At 69.1% G+C, this 15,922-nt stretch carries 16 protein-coding genes; 12 read left to right on the plus strand and 4 right to left on the minus strand.

Features of this window, described 5'->3' with window-relative positions; all coding sequences use genetic code 11:
• Nucleotides 1–31: 31 nt before the first annotated feature.
• Nucleotides 32–1,021: an ABC transporter substrate-binding protein gene (locus ACYVKI_RS07875; RefSeq protein WP_460689802.1), complete on the minus strand. Its 990-nt coding sequence runs from the start codon at nt 1,019–1,021 to the stop codon at nt 32–34.
• Nucleotides 1,022–1,353: 332 nt separating this feature from the next.
• On the opposite strand from ACYVKI_RS07875, the gene ACYVKI_RS07880 reads away from it, so the two are divergent.
• From ACYVKI_RS07880 to ACYVKI_RS07915, 8 genes are all read left to right on the plus strand, one after another.
• Nucleotides 1,354–2,100: a helix-turn-helix transcriptional regulator gene (locus tag ACYVKI_RS07880; RefSeq protein ID WP_460689803.1), complete on the plus strand. Its 747-nt coding sequence runs from the start codon at nt 1,354–1,356 to the stop codon at nt 2,098–2,100.
• 174 nt (nt 2,101–2,274) lie between these two features.
• Nucleotides 2,275–3,219, plus strand: a complete 945-nt coding sequence (locus tag ACYVKI_RS07885; protein WP_460689804.1) for an ABC transporter substrate-binding protein — start codon at nt 2,275–2,277, stop codon at nt 3,217–3,219.
• Nucleotides 3,216–4,082: a siderophore-interacting protein gene (locus ACYVKI_RS07890; RefSeq protein ID WP_460689805.1), complete on the plus strand. Its 867-nt coding sequence runs from the start codon at nt 3,216–3,218 to the stop codon at nt 4,080–4,082. Before ACYVKI_RS07885 ends, ACYVKI_RS07890 begins: the two co-directional genes overlap by 4 nt.
• 2 nt (nt 4,083–4,084) lie before the next feature.
• On the plus strand, nt 4,085–5,095 hold the full coding sequence (locus ACYVKI_RS07895; protein ID WP_460689806.1) for an iron chelate uptake ABC transporter family permease subunit: 1,011 nt from the start codon (nt 4,085–4,087) through the stop codon (nt 5,093–5,095).
• Complete coding sequence (locus tag ACYVKI_RS07900) at nt 5,082–5,180, plus strand: hypothetical protein (RefSeq protein ID WP_460689904.1); 99 nt, start codon at nt 5,082–5,084, stop codon at nt 5,178–5,180. Before ACYVKI_RS07895 ends, ACYVKI_RS07900 begins: the two co-directional genes overlap by 14 nt.
• Nucleotides 5,177–6,241 carry a FecCD family ABC transporter permease gene (locus ACYVKI_RS07905; RefSeq protein WP_460689807.1) on the plus strand — a complete coding sequence of 355 codons (1,065 nt, stop codon included), beginning with the start codon at nt 5,177–5,179 and terminating at the stop codon, nt 6,239–6,241. Before ACYVKI_RS07900 ends, ACYVKI_RS07905 begins: the two co-directional genes overlap by 4 nt.
• Entirely contained in the window at nt 6,238–7,095 is an 858-nt protein-coding gene (locus ACYVKI_RS07910) for an ABC transporter ATP-binding protein (protein WP_460689808.1), read from the plus strand. Before ACYVKI_RS07905 ends, ACYVKI_RS07910 begins: the two co-directional genes overlap by 4 nt.
• A 17-nt stretch (nt 7,096–7,112) precedes the next feature.
• Complete coding sequence (locus tag ACYVKI_RS07915) at nt 7,113–8,192, plus strand: iron-siderophore ABC transporter substrate-binding protein (RefSeq protein WP_460689809.1); 1,080 nt, start codon at nt 7,113–7,115, stop codon at nt 8,190–8,192.
• Nucleotides 8,193–8,222: 30 nt separating this feature from the next.
• On the opposite strand, the gene ACYVKI_RS07920 is transcribed toward ACYVKI_RS07915, so the two are convergent.
• Both ACYVKI_RS07920 and ACYVKI_RS07925 read right to left on the minus strand, forming a co-directional pair.
• The gene (locus tag ACYVKI_RS07920) at nt 8,223–9,350 is read right to left on the minus strand and encodes an App1 family protein (RefSeq protein ID WP_460689810.1); all 1,128 of its coding nucleotides are present in this window, start codon (nt 9,348–9,350) and stop codon (nt 8,223–8,225) included.
• Nucleotides 9,351–9,459: 109 nt separating this feature from the next.
• Nucleotides 9,460–10,881 (minus strand): MFS transporter, encoded by a 1,422-nt coding sequence (locus ACYVKI_RS07925; RefSeq protein ID WP_460689811.1) that lies wholly within the window; start codon nt 10,879–10,881, stop codon nt 9,460–9,462.
• A 162-nt stretch (nt 10,882–11,043) separates the two neighbouring features.
• Between ACYVKI_RS07925 and ACYVKI_RS07930 the strand changes: the two genes are divergently transcribed.
• The 4 genes from ACYVKI_RS07930 to ACYVKI_RS07945 all read left to right on the plus strand — a co-directional run bounded on the left by ACYVKI_RS07930 (nt 11,044) and on the right by ACYVKI_RS07945 (nt 14,837).
• Complete coding sequence (locus ACYVKI_RS07930; protein ID WP_460689812.1) at nt 11,044–11,967, plus strand: inositol monophosphatase family protein; 924 nt, start codon at nt 11,044–11,046, stop codon at nt 11,965–11,967.
• 195 nt (nt 11,968–12,162) lie between these two features.
• Complete coding sequence (locus ACYVKI_RS07935; protein ID WP_460689813.1) at nt 12,163–13,329, plus strand: VIT1/CCC1 transporter family protein; 1,167 nt, start codon at nt 12,163–12,165, stop codon at nt 13,327–13,329.
• A 51-nt stretch (nt 13,330–13,380) separates the two neighbouring features.
• Nucleotides 13,381–14,265 carry an MBL fold metallo-hydrolase gene (locus ACYVKI_RS07940; RefSeq protein WP_460689814.1) on the plus strand — a complete coding sequence of 295 codons (885 nt, stop codon included), beginning with the start codon at nt 13,381–13,383 and terminating at the stop codon, nt 14,263–14,265.
• Nucleotides 14,266–14,384: 119 nt separating this feature from the next.
• Nucleotides 14,385–14,837, plus strand: a complete 453-nt coding sequence (locus tag ACYVKI_RS07945) for a pyridoxamine 5'-phosphate oxidase family protein (protein ID WP_460689815.1) — start codon at nt 14,385–14,387, stop codon at nt 14,835–14,837.
• Between the two features lie 139 nt (nt 14,838–14,976).
• Here ACYVKI_RS07945 and sucD read toward each other — a convergent pair whose 3' ends face one another.
• Nucleotides 14,977–15,912, minus strand: a complete 936-nt coding sequence (sucD, locus tag ACYVKI_RS07950; RefSeq protein ID WP_460689816.1) for a succinate--CoA ligase subunit alpha — start codon at nt 15,910–15,912, stop codon at nt 14,977–14,979.
• Nucleotides 15,913–15,922: the final 10 nt, after the last annotated feature.

Here is a 15,922-nt window from a genome sequence, read left to right on the forward strand (position 1 = left end):
GGGTGACTGATGTTCCCCCCCCCCCGTGCGTTCAGGAGGAGACGACCTCAGCGTCCTCCAGGACGTCGATGAGATCGTCCAGCCACGCGTTGTAGCTGGTGTAGGTGAAAGGGCGTTTGTCGTCCCAGACCACCACCTGTCCGGCCTCGACCGCCGGCAGGCGCTGGTAGGCAGGGACGCCGTCGACCTGATCGGCGGAGCCGGCGTAGCTCAGCACCACATCGGCCGGATAGTCCGCCACGTTCTCCCAGCTCAGCGACGCCCACGCGGACTCGGCCTCCGGTCCGACGAGGGTATATCCCAGATCCTCCAGCAGAGCCAGCTGGCCTAGGGTGGGCTGGCCGACGTAGAGCTCGTCATACCCGTTGAGGGCGATGAGCCTCAGGTCAGGGGCCTCCTCGGCGATGTCACGCAGACGCTGCAGCCGATCCTCGAAGCCCTGCTGAGCCTGCTGAGCGTCGGCGGATTCGACGTCGCCGCCGAGGGCCTCCGCCAGCGAGACGTAGTCCTCGATGACCTCCTGCACTGGACGTCCGCCGAACTGCACCCCCAGGAACGGCGCGACTCGGGTCGCTTCGTCCTTGACCTGCTCATCCCACCAGGTCCAGCCCGCCCCATCGTCGTCTCCGAATCCGACGATCAGGTTCGGCTCGAGGGCGCCCAGCGCTTCGAGATCCAGCTCGCCCTCCCGTCCGACCACCGCCATCTCGGACACATCCGCCGTGCCGAGAGCCACAGAGTCCTCGTCGGTGACGCCGTAGCCGAAGACTCCGTCGGGGCGTATGCCGTACTCCCAGAGCGCGGCCGCGGAATAGCCGTCGACGACGAGGGACTCAGGTCGCGCGTCGAGGGTGATGGTGTTGCCGTATCCAGAATCGGTGATGCTCCAGGTCTCCGCGGCATCCTCCTCAGCGGGGGTCTCGTCGGCCGTCCCTGGCGGGCCGCAGGCCGCCAGCGCGGTCAGCGCCGCTGTCGCGGCCAGTGCCAGCGACGCGCGCCGACGCAGAAGAGTGGTGGTCATGGCAGATCCTCCTGTGCGAGTCGTGGGGGCGACGCCCGTGAACGACCACTGGGACACCCCCAGTGGCGCGCCAATTGATCAGAAATATAACGCCTAATCGAATAAGGTTAACCTAATCAAGTGGGAGGCTATCACGACGGAGGACGACCATCGTCTGGCACCGCCCAGACGATCCAGCCCAGGAGGAGAACCGCATGCACGAGAAGAACACCCTCGGGCCCAGGCCGCCCGGCACGGTGACCCGCCGACTGGATCCAGGCCCGCACACCGCCCGGCAGAACCTCCCCGAACCGTGCAGGCAACTCATACCGGCACCGTTCCTCTTCGGCAGCATGATGCTCGAAACTGCGTCCCCGATGTCGTGGAACGCCCACGCCCACCTGTGTGAGCACGAACTCCTCTGGCCCCTGGACGGACCGCTGCATGTCGCCGTCGAGGATGACACGGTCACCGCCCTGCCCGGACAGGGAATCTGGCTGCCCGCGGGAGTGATCCATGAGGCCTCCGTGCCGCGGGCCACCCGCTTCGGCGCCACGTATCTGCGGACCGACGCATCGACCACCCCCTCGGCCACAGGCCTGACCACGGTGCGCCCAGCCCTGCGGGAGCTGCTCATCCACATGAATCAGGTGCACCTCGGCCTCGACACACTCCTGCGCCTGCAGCGCGCCTGCCTCGACCTGATGGACCCGCCGGAACGACGACGCCCCACCCTGGCGCTCCCACAGGATCCCCGCCTTGAGCCCCTGGTCCACGGACTGCTCGACGACTGCGCTGACCCGCGGACACTGCAGGAGTGGGCCGCCCAGGTGAAGCTCAGTGCGCGCACCGTCGCTCGAGTCTTACGCGCCGAGACGGGGATGAGCTTCACCCAGTGGCGGCGACACCTGCGCATCCACGAAGCGCAGCTGCTCTTGGCGTCCGGGGAGTCCGTGACCGGCGCGGCCTGGCAGGTGGGCTTCCACTCCACAAGCGCCTTCATCGCCGCCTTCAAGGAGATGACGGGACGCACTCCCGGCTCCGTGGCAAGTGACCGATACGCGACATCTGGTGACCCATATGAGAAAACGCTGTTGTGATGTAATCACCTAAGGTGAACCTTATACACCCATGGGGTCCCGGAACGGAGGACCACGGTCACCGCCTGTCCCCATGGGGAGACCGACCTCGCCTGATCGCTCGCCCCACGGGGAGAGACCGCCATGACTTCACCGACCCCATCTGTTGGCGTCGCACCCCGCCGACTGCTCCGCATGCTCGCTCTGACACCCCTGGTGGCACTCGCCGCCTGTGGGGAGTCGAGCGCGGCCAACGAAGAAACTCCCGCGCGAGGAGAGGCCCAGGCACCGGCCGAGACGATCACCGTCGACTATGGCGAGTTCACCGGGGAGATCCCCGCAGAGCCAGAACGCGTCGTCGTCATCGAAGGCCGCGCCGACCTGGAGTTCGCCCTCACCGTCGGCTACCCGGTCATCGCCTCGGGGTTCTTCTTCGGCCGCGACGGTGCACTGTTCGATGAGCTCGACGAGCTGGTCCCCGAGGCTCTCGACACGTTCGACTTCGCCGACAGCCACGAACCGGACTACGAAGTGGTCGCCTCCCTGGAGCCGGATCTGATCGTCATGAGGCAGAACGCCTACACCGGCGACTTCTACGGGCTGGACCGCCTCGAGGAGATCGCTCCGATCCTCGCCGTCGAGACCGGAGTGGCCGACTGGCAGCAGGTGCTGCGTGATCAGGCCGAGATCCTCGGACGCGAGGACGCCGTCGAGGAGGAGATCGGCCGGTACACCGAGCTGGTCGACGAGATCACCGCACGCTCCGGTGAGGAGCTCTCCAAACTGTCCCTGGCCTGGGGCACCGCCTTGGACGAGCCGGGGATGTTCGTGATCACCAACTCCCTGGGCAACGCCGTCGCGGAGGACCTCGGCATCACACTGCCTCACTATGACCCCGAGGACGAGGACGGCCACTTCGAGATCTCCGAGGAGAACCTCGACGTCGTCGCCGATGTGGACGCCCTGGCCGTCCACGCCTTCGATGATCGCCCCGCCTTGGGCGACTCCGCCGCCTTCAGTCGTCTGCCGGCGGCCGAACAGGACCAGGTGCGCTCCGTGGACCTGACCGTGAACCAGGGCCTGGCCCGAGCTGCCCGCGCCATCGCACGCGAGCTGGAAGCCTTCGTGGAGGACTCATGAGTCGCCTCGCCCAGATCCTGCCCGCCCCGAAGCGGGCCACACCGCCGCCCCGCCGCGAGACCTACCGGGCGTTCCCCACCACCGTCCATGCGGTGACCGAACTGACCCCGCGCATGCGTCGGTTCACCCTCCGGTCACCACAGTTCACGACCCACCGCCGCACTCGGCCGGACGAGTTCTTCGGGCTCCTGCTGCCCCGCGGCGACGCGCTCCACGTACCCGAGCGGGGAATGACCGGCACCACTCCGCGCGGCATCGTCTCCGCGCTGTCCGAGGCGGACCGCCCCGAGCTGCGCTGGTACACGATCCGTGACCACCGGCCTGACGACGGAGAGATCGACGTCGACATCGTCCTGCACGGCTCGGGCCCGGAGAGCGGACCGGGCAGCAGGTGGGCCGAGGCGGCACAGCCCGGCGACACTGTGGGCTTCGCCGAAGGCAACGGCATGTACAACCCTCCGGCGGGTGCACGACGTCAGCTGTTCTTCGCCGACATCACCGCAGTGCCAGCTCTGTGCGCGATCCTGGAGTCCGCCACGCCCGCACCAGGACGACCGCGGCCCGACCGCGACACGATCGCCCACATCGAGGTGCCGACGGCCGAGGACATCACCCCGATCACCACGGAAGCCACCGTCCACTGGCACGTTCGGGGCACTCAGCCCGCCGGATTCTCCATCCCGCTGCTGCGCGACGCCGTCGTCGACGGCGGCAGCACCCACGACCCCGTCGACTACGCGTGGGTCTGCGCTGAGGCCGAGATGGTCAAACAGGCTCGACGCCTGCTGATCCGCGAGGCCGTGGTACCCCGCGAACGGATCACCTTCAGCGGCTACTGGCGTCTTGGGGAGGCCAGGGGCTGACCATGACCTCGACCCTCCCCTCGACCCGCTCTCCAGAGCCGCCAGTCATCGCCCCGGCCACCTCGCCTCATGCGGAGTCCGCACGGGGCGACCGGACCCTCATAGCACGGCGGGTCACGGCGGTCGTGGCCTTGACGGCGGCCCTGGTGGTCACCCTGCTGGCCAGCGTTGCCATCGGATCCAAGGAGATCGCGCTGAGCACGGTGCTGGAATCCTTCTGGTCCTATGATCCGAGCCTGGACGAACATTTCATCATCCGCCAGATGCGCCTGCCTCGGGCCGCGGCAGCCGTCGCGGTGGGGACCGCCCTGGCTGTCGCGGGGGCGCTCATCCAGGCGCTCACACGTAACCCGTTGGCAGACCCCGGGATCCTCGGTGTGAGCTCCGGCGCCGCCTTCTTCGTCGCCCTGGGGGTGGCCTTCTTCGGGGTCACCGCCGTGCTGGGGTACGTGTGGTTCGCCTTTGCCGGTGCGCTGGTCGTCACCGTGGCCGTCTACCTGATCGGCTCGTCGGGCGGAGGCACGCCTGATCCTTTGCGACTCACCCTCGCCGGGGTCGCGTTGGGAGCGGTGCTGGCCGGCATCACCACGGCGATGGTGCTGCTGAACCCGGTGGCCTTCGACCAGATGCGGCAATGGAACGCCGGCACCATCGCTGGACGGGGCTATGACGTCCTCCTGCCGGTGCTGGGCTTCCTGCTGCTGGGCCTGTTGCTGGCGGCCGCCGTCGCATCTCCGCTGAATTCGATATCTCTGGGCGAGGATCTCGCCGCGGCCTTGGGCACCCGCATCGGTCTGGTGCGGGTCGCCGTGATCGCGGCCGTGACCCTGCTCGCTGGGGGCGCGACGGCCATCGCCGGCCCCATTCTGTTCGTGGGTCTGATGGTCCCACACCTCGCCCGCTGGATCACCGGTCCGGAACAGCGGTGGATCCTGGCGGTCAGTGTCGTGATGGGGGCCGTTGCTGGTCCTGGTGGCAGACATCCTGGGTCGGGTCGTGATGCGCCCCGGTGAGCTGCCGGTCGGGATCGTGACCGCCTTCGTGGGCGCCCCGCTGCTGATCCTGTTGGCCCGACGGCGAAAGGCCAGCGCCCTATGAGTATGACTCGAACAGCGCAGGCCGTGGATTTCGGCCGGACCCAGCACGTGCTGCGCTGGCGGGGCCTTTCGCTGCGTCTCAGCGCGCGGGCCGCTGTGGTCTGCACCATGCTGGCGGTCCTCTGCACGATCGGCCTCGTGGCGGCCCTGGCCCTGGGCAGCTATGCCGTGAGCCTGCCGCAGCTGGCGGATGTGCTGCGCGGGGTCGACGACTCATTCGCCCGCACTGTGGTCCTGGAGTGGCGCGCCCCGCGCGCCCTCGCCGCGGTCGTGTTCGGCGCTGCTCTGGGCATGTCAGGAGCAGTGTTCCAGGGGCTGACGAACAACCCGTTGGCCAGCCCGGACGTCATCGGCTTCGCCGCCGGGTCATACACCGGCGCGTTGATCGTGATCATCGTGCTCGGCGGAGGCTACGCCTCTGTCGCCTCCGGCGCATTGATCGGCGGGATCGCGACGGCGGCGGCGGTCTACCTGCTCGCCTACCGAGGCGGGATCACTGGATTCCGGCTCATCATCGTCGGCATCGGCGTCGCCGCCATGCTCAGCGCACTGAACACGTGGCTGCTGCTGCGTGCCGACCTCGAAGTCGCGATGAGCGCCGCGACCTGGGGCGCCGGCTCGTTGAACGGCATCATCTGGGAACAGACCGGCATCGCCACCGGGGTCATCCTCATGCTGTGCCTGCTGACCGGGGGGCTGGGCCCCTCGCTGCGCCAGATGCAGCTCGGAGACGATGCGGCCCGAGCCCTCGGAGTGCGCCTCGAACCGTCCCGCCTGGGACTCGTGCTGTCCGGGGTGGCTCTCACCGCCGCGGTGACCGCGGCCGCCGGACCCATCGCGTTCGTCGCGCTGGCCGCCCCGCAGATCGCCCGCCGCCTCGCCCGCACCCCGGGGATCACCCTGACCCCGGCGGCCTTCACCGGCGCGGCCCTGCTTCTGGCCGCCGACGCCGTCGCCCAGCACGCCCTGCCGCACCCTCTGCCGGTCGGCGTCGTCACGGTGATCATCGGCGGCGGCTACCTGATCTGGCTGCTGATCCACGAGATGAGGAGACACGCATGAACGAGTCGCGGCTGCGCGCCGAGGCCGTGTCCATCGGCTACGACGAGAGGACGATCTCCGAAGGACTGAGCGTCGAGATACCGCCGGACTCCTTCACCGTCATCATCGGGCCCAACGCCTGCGGGAAGTCCACCATGCTGCGGGCGCTCTCCCGATTGTTGAAGACCTCGGCTGGAGAAGTCCTCCTCGATGGGAAGGCCATCACCAGTTACCGGACCAAGGAGGTCAGCCGGCGGCTCGGGCTGCTTCCGCAGTCCTCCTTGGCACCCGACGGGATCAGTGTCGCCGAACTGGTCGCCCGCGGGCGCTCCCCCCACCAGGGGATGCTGCGCCAGTGGTCAGCCGACGACGAACGGGCCGTGGGGGAGGCACTGGCCGCCACAGGCACCACCGAACTCTCCCCCCGTCTGGTCGACGAGCTCTCCGGGGGTCAGCGGCAACGCGTCTGGGTGGCGCTCGCCCTGGCTCAGGAGACCCCGCTGCTGCTGCTCGACGAGCCCACCACCTTCCTCGACATCGCGCATCAGATCGACCTGATGGAGCTGTTCACCGATCTGCACCTGCAGGGCCGCACGCTCGTGGCCGTGCTGCACGACCTCAACCAGGCGGCGCGGTATGCGACCCATCTGATCGCGATGAAGGACGGCGAGGTGGTCGCCGCCGGGGATCCCGCCGATGTCATGACCGAGACGCTCGTGGAGGAGGTCTTCGGGCTGCGCTGCCGGATCCTGCCCGATCCCGTCGCCGGGACCCCTCAGGTAGTGCCGCTGGGACGCGAGCGCCGACGTCGGCACACAGAGGCTCCTGCAACCGTTCCGGATCCCTTGCCATCACTGACCACCACACTCGCCTGATCACAGAGGACGTTCACATGAGCACACCGACCGCCTTCCGGGGCCACACCACTGACCGGGCCACCCACCGGACCCGTACCGCGGCCCGGAGGCTGACCACCCTGACCGCAGCAGCCCTGTCAGCCGCCGCGGCGCTGACCGGATGCGGCCCAGCGACGACCGAGCAGACCACGCCGGAGGCCCCGACCACCCAGGACACCGCTGACGCCTCCCAGGCCACCGCTGACGCCTCCACCTTCCCGGTCACTGTCGAGCATGCCTTCGGTGAGACCACGATCGACTACGCCCCCGAACGCGTCGTCACACTCGGCTGGGGTGACGTCGACAACGTCCTCGCACTAGGCATCACCCCAGTGGGGTACACGAGCACTCACGGCGCGCCGGGTCTGCAGCCATGGTCGGAGGAGATCACCGGGGACGACGACGCCGTCGACCTGGGCCCGTCCCTCGATGGCGACTTTGAGGAGATCGCCGCTCTGGAACCCGACCTGATCATCGAAGTCCAGCATCAGACCGACGAGCAGCGGTTCGAGCGCCTGAGCTCGATCGCCCCGACCGTGACCCGCCCGGAAGGGTCGGATCCGTGGCGGGTGAACCGGGCAGAGGGGACTCGTCAGATCGCCCATGCCCTCGGACAGCAGGAGGCCGGTGAGCAGCTGCTCAACGAACTGGACCAGCACATCGCCGACACCCGGAACGAGCACCCGCAGCTGCAAGACAAGGTCGGCACGGCGGTGCTGGTCTCCGACGAGACCACCTACTGGGGTTTCCACCCGAGAGACAGCCGTGGCCAGTTCGTCGAGACGATCGGCATGCAGACCCCGCAGGGGGTGCTCGAGCTGATCAACGACGATCAGTTCAGCGTGGAGGTCTCCGCAGAGGAGGTGGAGGTCTTCGACGGTGACCTCATCATGTTCCTCACCGAGGATGTGAACTTCGTCCCTGAGGAGTACAACCAGCTGTTCGCCGACTTCGACGCCGCGATGGTCGTCCCGACGGCAGACGAACGCTGGGCCATCTCCACCGGGACACCGCTGGCGACCCACTACGCCCTGGACCATCTCGTCCCCCTCATCGCCGAAGCCCTCGAGGACTGATCCCACGCCTGAGGTCACGGATTCGCCGGCTCAGTCCAGCAGGCCGTGGGCCTTGAGCTTCGCGACGATGTCCTTGCCGTCGGGGCCGTAGATCCACGGGATGCTGCGCCCCTCGACCTCCTGGTATCCGGTCGGGGGGCGGGCGCCGTCGCCGGAGCCGAGGAGGAACTCGCTGTCCGGATCGTTGGAGCGTCCACCGGCCAGCAGCGCCTCGGAGTAGGTCAGCTGACGGATGATGACCGCGGTGACCGCCTGCGGGTGCCGGCGGGCGAAGTCCGCGTAGATGGCCGGATCGTGCTGGCCGTCGTCGCCGATGAGCACCCAGGACATCTCCGGGAAGTCCTGGGCGAGGCGTTCGAGCTGCTCCTCCTTGTGCTGCCGGCCGGAGCGGAACCAGCGCTCCTCGGTAGGCCCCCAGTCGGTGAGCAGCAGCGGGCCGTGCGGGTAGAGGTTGCGGGTGAGGAAGCGGGTCAACGTCTGCGCCACGTTCCACGCGCCGGTGGAGATGTAGATGACCGGCGCGCCGGAGTGGCGGTGCAGCAGCCGTTCCATCATCACCGCCATGCCGGGGGTCGGCGTGCGGGCGTGCTCGTCGAGGACGAAGGAGTTCCAGGCGGCCAGCACCGGTCGGGGCAGCTTGGTGACCACCACGGTGTCGTCGATGTCGCAGACCACCCCGGTGCGGGTGTCCTCGGCGATGATCTGCACCGCCACCCGGGTGGCCTGCGCACCGGGGGCGCGCAGGGTGACCTCCTGCCAGCCCGGTTCGAGGTCGACGGCGATGACGGCGTCCACCACGCCGCCGCGGTCCGCGACGACGTCGACGGTGCGGTCTCCCACAGTGATGCTGACCTCGGCGAACGGCACCGGGGCGGAGACGAAGTTCCGCCAGCCGCGCACGCCGTCGGCGATGACTTTGGCCACGCGACGGCCGTTCTCGAAGTGCGAGTCCGGGGCCATGACCACCCGAGAGAAGACGCGCACCCACTGCTGGGTGCCGTAGCCGGTGAGCGCGAGGACGGTGACGTGCTGGCGGCGTCGCCGTGCCAGGTCGAGACGGAAGCGGTGCCACCGGTCCTCGACCTTCATCGCCGTGTTCCGATCAGGATCGGAGTACTGCCGGCGCAGGGCTTCGTCGTTCTGGGCCACCTCGGTCACAGCTCCATCCTGCCATGGCTGCGGCGCGGGGAGAGGCGGGCGGCGTCGCACTTCTGCACCTGGCGAACGAGGGCCTCCGGCGCTGAAGCGCGCTGTCCGGGGACGATTCTCAGATCGTGGTGCGCAGCGGAGTCTCGCGGATCAGCAGATTCGCCAGGATCGCCGGCAGCGTCATGCAGGCGGCCACCAGGAACATCGTCCCTGAGCCGTCGGCGAAGGCCGGAGACGGGGTCGACGTCGCCCCGTTGACCTGACCGGCGGAGACTCCGGCGACCTGCAGGGCCATCACCGAGCCCAGCACGGCGGTGCCCGCCGCCCCGCCGAAGACACGGAAGAAGGCGACCAGCGCACTGGCCTGTCCCACCTGCGTGACGGCGACGGTGTTCTGCACCGCCAGCATCAGGTTCTGCATCTGGGCGCCGAAACCCAGCCCGACCACGAAGATGACGGCCATCACGAAGCGCAGATCGGTGTGCGAGTCCACTGTGGAGAGCCCGAACATCGCCGCCGACAGCAGCATCGACCCGATGACGAGGTAGATCTTCCAGCGCCCGTAGCGGGTGATGAGCCGCCCGGTGGTCAGCGAGCCGATGAGGTTCCCTACCACCAGCGGAAGGATCATCATTCCGGAGGCGGTGGGGCTGAATCCTCGGCCGATCTGGAAGTACTGCCCCAGGAAGGCCGGCATGCCGAACAGGCACACCGCGATGGAGGCCGAGGAGATCACCGCCAACAGAGTGGTGCGGCTGATCAGCATGCGCAGCGCCACCACGGGTTCGCCGCTGCGCCGCTCCACCACCATGAAGACCGCCAGCAGGATCACGACACTGCCGAGGATCAGTCCGGACTCCCAGGACACCCAGGCGAAGAGCTCCGGGGTGCCGGCGAAGGAGAGCCACATCAGCAGCAGCGAGGAGACGGTGACCAGCAGCAGCGCCCCGGCGTAGTCCATGCGGACCTCGCGCCGGACGTGCGGCAGGTGCAGGGTCCGGTGCACCAGCACCAGGGCCACCAGCGAGAGCGGCACGCCCACGAAGAAGCACCAGCGCCAGCCCAGAGTGTCGACGGTCAGGCCCCCGATGAGCGGCCCGGCCGCCGTGGCGGTGGTGAGGATGGCCCCGATGTAGCCGGCGTAGCGGCCCCGTTCCCGCGGAGAGACGATCGAGGCCATGATGGCCATGGCGAGCGCGCCGAGCCCGCCCAGACCGATGCCCTGCACGAAGCGGGCGGCGATGAGCATCTCCATGGAGACGGCGAATCCGGCGGCCAGAGAGCTCAGGAAGAAGATGATGTTGCTCAGCTGGAAGAGCCGCTTCTTGGAGACCATGTCGGCGAGCTTCCCCCACACCGGAGTGGAGGAGGCGTTGGCCAGCAGGGTCGCGGCGACCACCCAGCTGTACTGGATCTGGCTGCCGTCGAGATCACCGACGATGACCGGCAGCGCGGTGACCACGATGTTCATCGCCAGCATGGCGGCGAAGAACACGATGAGGATCCCGGCGATCGCCCAGCTGACATCGCGCCGCGTCATGCCTTCCGGCGTGACCTGCGGCGGACGGCGAACGGGGGCACCTTCACGTCTTAGTTGCATCCGAGAACGAGATTAGCCGTCCGGGGGCAGAATCGCCAATGGAGGCCCACGCGCCCCGTTCAGCGGGCAGACGCCGCCGTCGTCGCGGTCTAGTCTGGAATCGTGACTGAGAACCACGCCTCCCGTCCTGCCGACCGCCCCACGGCTCCTCTGCCGCCATCAGCACAGCTGCCCCCACCTGCACAGCTGCGCCGCATTGCGCTGGCCGCCGCCGACGACGTCGGCCCCACCCTGGCCGCGGCCTTCCGCACCGCCGTGAAGACCCAGGAGAAGGCCAACGCCCATGACCTGGTGACCTGGCACGACTCCGCCACCGAGGAGCGGCTGGCTCAGCTGCTCAGCGCCGCGGTGCCGGACTCGCGCATCACCGGCGAAGAGGGCGGGACGCAGGGATCCGGCGCGGTGGAATGGATCGTGGACCCGATCGACGGGACCTCCAACTTCGCCCACGGCTTCGCCATGTTCTCGGTCTCCCTCGCCGCCGCCGTCGACGGCGAGGTGGTCGCCGGGGTGGTCCATGACCCGGTCAACGGCCTGACCTTCTCCGCCGACGACGCCGGCGCCTGGCTGCGTGAGGGCGGCCCGGACGGCGTCGAGCGTCCCCTGTCCGGCCGGGCCGAGGCCTCCCGAACCCCGGAGCACCGCCTGAACCTGGTGACCAGCTACCCCTCGGCGGAGGCGCTGGAGATCGACGGACCGGCTGCCCTGGAGACGTTCGCGGAGACGGTCCGCACATTCTCCACTGTGCGCCGGGTGGTCTCCGGGGCGTTGGAGCTGTGCCACGCGGCGGCCGGCTGGGCCGACGTCGTCTTCGGGGTGGACACCTGCCCCTGGGACGTGGCCGCCGGCATGCTGATCCTGCGCCGGTCGGGCGGGACCTACTGGGGCCTGGGCGCCGACCTCGTGCCCGGGGCCGGCACTCCGGGCGACCATCTGGCCCCGCACTACTTGGCCTTCGCCCCAGGTGTGGACTCCCCCACGGCCCGGCGGCTCGTGGGCGGGATCGTGGAGCGGCGCGCCCGCTGACCCCGCACCGCTCGACATCACCCACATCACCGGCATCACAGTTCAGGCATCACAGTTCAGGCATGCCGAAAACTCGCCGCCGCCCGGCGTCCGGCCCCGGCCTGGGCGACGATGCGGACGGCCTGCAGATTCAGGGATCCCTAAGAATCGTCACAGTCGTCGGGCACCTGTCAGGCCGGGGCGCGGCTGGCGACAATGGGGGGTGTGACCACCGACGACGGCGCCCCGCGCCCGCCTGCCCAGCCGGACCCCGCTCCTTCCGGGACGAAGGCCAGGTCCGCCGCGCCGACGAGTCGGCAGATCCGCCGGTGGCGGAAGCATCTCGCCGACGAGATCGCCGAGGGGAAGCTCTATGCCGATCTGGCCGAACGCAAGGAGGGCGAGGAGCGACTGATCCTGCGGGGGCTCGCCGAGGCGGAGCAACGGCACGCCGACCACTGGCGGCAGCTGCTGGGCCCGCAGGCCGAGAAGCTGCCCGCCCCTTCCGCCCACCGGGTGCTGCTGGGCTGGATGGCCCGGATCTTCGGCTCCGTGTTCATCCTGGCCCTGGCCCAGCGGGCCGAGTCGGACTCCCCGTACGCGAAGGACTCGGACGCCACCGCCGGCATGGCCGCCGACGAAGCCATCCACGAGGAGGTCGTCCGGGGGCTGGCCACCCGAGGCCGGGAGAAGCTCTCGGGCGGCTTCCGCGCGGCCGTGTTCGGCGCCAACGACGGACTGGTCTCCAACCTGGCCCTCATCATGGGCATGGGCGGCACCGGAGTCGGCGCCTCGATCATCCTGGCCACCGGCATCGCCGGCCTGCTCGCCGGCGCGCTGTCCATGGCTGCCGGCGAGTACGTCTCGGTGCGCAGCCAGCGGGAGCTGCTCGCCGCCACCCGCCCCACCCAGGTCACCCTGAAGGCGGCCCCAGACCTGGACTTCGATCAGAACGAGCTGGTGTTGGTGTACCGGGCCCGAGGGCTCAGTCGGGAGGACGCCGAACACCGCGCTATGGAACGCCTGGGGGTCTTCGACTGCGACTGCAACCCCTCCAAGTCGTGGCAGCCCGTGGAGCAGGGCACCCAGGACGACCATGACGTCGTCGGCAACGCGTGGACGGCCGCGTTCTCCAGCTTCGGCTGCTTCGCGGCCGGCGCGCTGATCCCGGTGCTGCCCTACCTGTTCGGCATGGCCGGGCTCTCCGCCGTCGTGCTCTCCCTCTCACTGGTGGGGGTGGCACTGCTGTGCACCGGTGCGATCGTGGGCCTGCTCTCCGGCGCCTCCCCGCTGCTGCGGGGCCTCCGCCAGCTGGGCATCGGCATGGGAGCTGCGGCCATCACCTACGCGCTGGGCTCAGCGTTCGGCGTCGTGCTCGACTGAGCCGGCCAGGCGGCCTTGACCCCCAGGAGGCGGCACCGCCAAGGATGGGCCATGCCCACCGAAGACCCTGCCGCCGAGCCGTCCACCCGCACCTCGCCGACGCCCACCATGCCGGACCGTGACGTGCTGCAGTGCCGCACCTGTGGGGTGGAGCGCCCCCTCCACGACTGTCCCGAGCGCTGCCCGATCTGCGCCGACGAACGCCAACACGTGCCGCCCCAAGGGCAGCAGTGGACCTCCCCGCGCCAGTCACGGGCCGCCGGTGCGCGCCTCGAGCTGATCGACAGAGAACCCGGGGTGCACGGCCTGGTGCTCCATGACGGCCCGGGCATCGGACAGGTGACCAGCATCGTGCGGACGCAGATCGGCAATGTGATGATCGAGCCCCCGGCGCACATCGACGACGACGCGGTCGCCGCCGTCGCCTCGGTGGGAGGGCTGGCCGCGATCCTGGCCTCGCATCCGCATATGTACGGGGTGCAGTCCCTCTGGGCTGAGGCGTTCGGGGACGCGACCGTGTACGTCTCCGCGGCTGATGAGCACTGGCTGGCGCTGCACCCTGCCCGCACCGTGGTCTGGGAAGGCAGAGCGCAGATCGCCGAGGATCTGGTCGCCACCCAGATCGGCGGACACTTCCCCGGGTCCATGGTGGCCCGCTGGCGGGCTCCAGATGGGCGTGGCGTGCTGTTCAGCGGTGACGCCATCTTCCCCGTGGCGGACCAGGGGTGGGTCACGTTCATGCGCTCCTACCCCAATATGATCCCGCTCTCCCCTGCTGTGGTGCGTCGCCTCGCCGACCATGCCGCGCAGCATGACTATGACAGGCTCTACGGCAACTTCGCCCGGCACATCCCCGTCGACGCCGCCGCCGCCGTGGCACGCTCCGCCCAGCGGTACATCGCCTGGGTCAGCGGAGAGCACGACGACGAAACGTGACTGCCTCGGGACCGCCCCAGCGCAGGGGCGGCCGGCGCAGCTGACAACTGGAGCACCGGCGTGGCTACACTCCATCTCACCCACAAATGCCTGCGCCACTCGGCGGAAAGGGGCGCAACATGTTCGAGCACGAAGACGACGATCCGGTGCTGGTCCTCTCCGAGGACGACAGCTGGAGACTGTTGGAGAACACCCAGCATGGAAGACTCGTCACCGTGGTGGCAGGGCGAGCCGACATCTTCCCAGTGAACCACGCGGTCCAGGAACGCACGTTGGTCCTGCGAACCGCCCCCGGGACCAAACTCGCCGAGATAGCGGTCAACGAGGAGGTCGTCTTCGAGTCGGACGGGATCCTATCCGACCAGGCCTGGTCCGTAGTGCTCCGCGGACGCGCTCAGCGTCTGGAGAGCGCCCACGAGCGGGAAGCTGTCCAGGCTCTGGGCCTGCGCTCGTGGGTGCCCACGCTCAAGGAGAACTACGTCAGGATCACTCCCACAGCCATCAGCGGGCGCCACTTCCGATTCGGCCTCCAACCGGAACGCGAGCTCGGCGAAGGATCAGAGACCGGCTGAGCCGCCGACGCACGGTCGGCATCTCGACCCCGGGCCGACACAGGACGGCGTCGGAGCGTCGGCACGCCTGACAAACAGCTGAGGCTCACACCCAGGAGCGAACTCCGTGGGTGCGAGCCTCAGCTGTGTGCAGGAAACCTCAGAGCGCGGAGGGTTCCACCGCGACCGGGTAGACCTCACGCAGCAGGTGCGCGGTCTCGGACGGGGTCTTGCCGACCTTCACACCCGCGGCCTCGAGGGCCTCCTTCTTGGCCTCTGCGGTGCCGGAGGAGCCTGAGACGATGGCGCCGGCGTGGCCCATGGTCTTACCCTCCGGAGCGGTGAAGCCGGCCACGTAGCCGACCACCGGCTTGGTGACGTTGGCCTTGATGTACTCGGCCGCGCGCTCCTCGGCGTCACCGCCGATCTCACCGATCATCACGATCGCCTTGGTCTCCGGGTCGTTCTCGAAGGCCTCCAGCGCGTCGATGTGCGTGGTGCCGATGACCGGGTCACCACCGATGCCGATGGAGGTGGAGAAGCCGAGGTCACGCAGCTCGTACATCATCTGGTAGGTCAGGGTCCCGGACTTGGAGACCAGTCCGACGCCGCCCTTGCCGGTGATGTTGGCCGGGGTGATGCCGGCCAGGGACTCGCCGGGGGTGATGATGCCGGGGCAGTTCGGGCCCAGGATCCGGGTGACGGGCTTGCCGTCGGCGCCGGTCTTGGTCAGCGAGTAGTTGTAGAACTCGGCGGAGTCCTGGACCGGGATGCCCTCGGTGATGACCACCAGCAGGCCGATGCCGGCGTCGATGGCCTCGACGGCGGCGTCCTTGGCGAACTTCGGCGGCACGAAGACCACCGAGACGTCGGCACCGGTCTTCTCCATCGCCTCGGAGACCGAGCCGAACACGGGCAGCTCGACCTCAGCGCCGTGCTGGTCGGTGTGGGCCACCGTGGTGCCGGCCTTGCGGGCGTTGACGCCGCCGACGATGTTCGTCCCGGCCAGCAGCATGCGGGCCGTGTGCTTCGAGCCCTCGCCGCCGGTGATGCCCTGGACGATGACCTTGGAGTCCTTGTTCAGAAAGATAGCCATGCTCGATCCT

The organism is Nesterenkonia suensis, from assembly GCF_054782935.1.

Bases quoted from the DNA above. Each gene is read 5' to 3' on its own strand.
- ACYVKI_RS07875 (WP_460689802.1), bottom strand. From the start codon at position 1,021: ATGACCACCACTCTTCTGCGTCGGCGCGCGTCGCTGGCACTGGCCGCG.
- ACYVKI_RS07905 (WP_460689807.1), top strand. From the start codon at position 5,177: ATGAGTATGACTCGAACAGCGCAGGCCGTGGATTTCGGCCGGACCCAG.
- ACYVKI_RS07890 (WP_460689805.1), top strand. From the start codon at position 3,216: ATGAGTCGCCTCGCCCAGATCCTGCCCGCCCCGAAGCGGGCCACACCG.
- ACYVKI_RS07935 (WP_460689813.1), top strand. From the start codon at position 12,163: ATGGGGGGTGTGACCACCGACGACGGCGCCCCGCGCCCGCCTGCCCAG.
- ACYVKI_RS07910 (WP_460689808.1), top strand. From the start codon at position 6,238: ATGAACGAGTCGCGGCTGCGCGCCGAGGCCGTGTCCATCGGCTACGAC.
- ACYVKI_RS07900 (WP_460689904.1), top strand. From the start codon at position 5,082: ATGCGCCCCGGTGAGCTGCCGGTCGGGATCGTGACCGCCTTCGTGGGC.
- ACYVKI_RS07925 (WP_460689811.1), bottom strand. From the start codon at position 10,881: ATGACGCGGCGCGATGTCAGCTGGGCGATCGCCGGGATCCTCATCGTG.
- sucD (WP_460689816.1), bottom strand. From the start codon at position 15,912: ATGGCTATCTTTCTGAACAAGGACTCCAAGGTCATCGTCCAGGGCATC.
- ACYVKI_RS07880 (WP_460689803.1), top strand. From the start codon at position 1,354: ATGATGCTCGAAACTGCGTCCCCGATGTCGTGGAACGCCCACGCCCAC.
- ACYVKI_RS07915 (WP_460689809.1), top strand. From the start codon at position 7,113: ATGAGCACACCGACCGCCTTCCGGGGCCACACCACTGACCGGGCCACC.
- ACYVKI_RS07895 (WP_460689806.1), top strand. From the start codon at position 4,085: ATGACCTCGACCCTCCCCTCGACCCGCTCTCCAGAGCCGCCAGTCATC.
- ACYVKI_RS07945 (WP_460689815.1), top strand. From the start codon at position 14,385: ATGTTCGAGCACGAAGACGACGATCCGGTGCTGGTCCTCTCCGAGGAC.
- ACYVKI_RS07885 (WP_460689804.1), top strand. From the start codon at position 2,275: ATGCTCGCTCTGACACCCCTGGTGGCACTCGCCGCCTGTGGGGAGTCG.
- ACYVKI_RS07940 (WP_460689814.1), top strand. From the start codon at position 13,381: ATGCCCACCGAAGACCCTGCCGCCGAGCCGTCCACCCGCACCTCGCCG.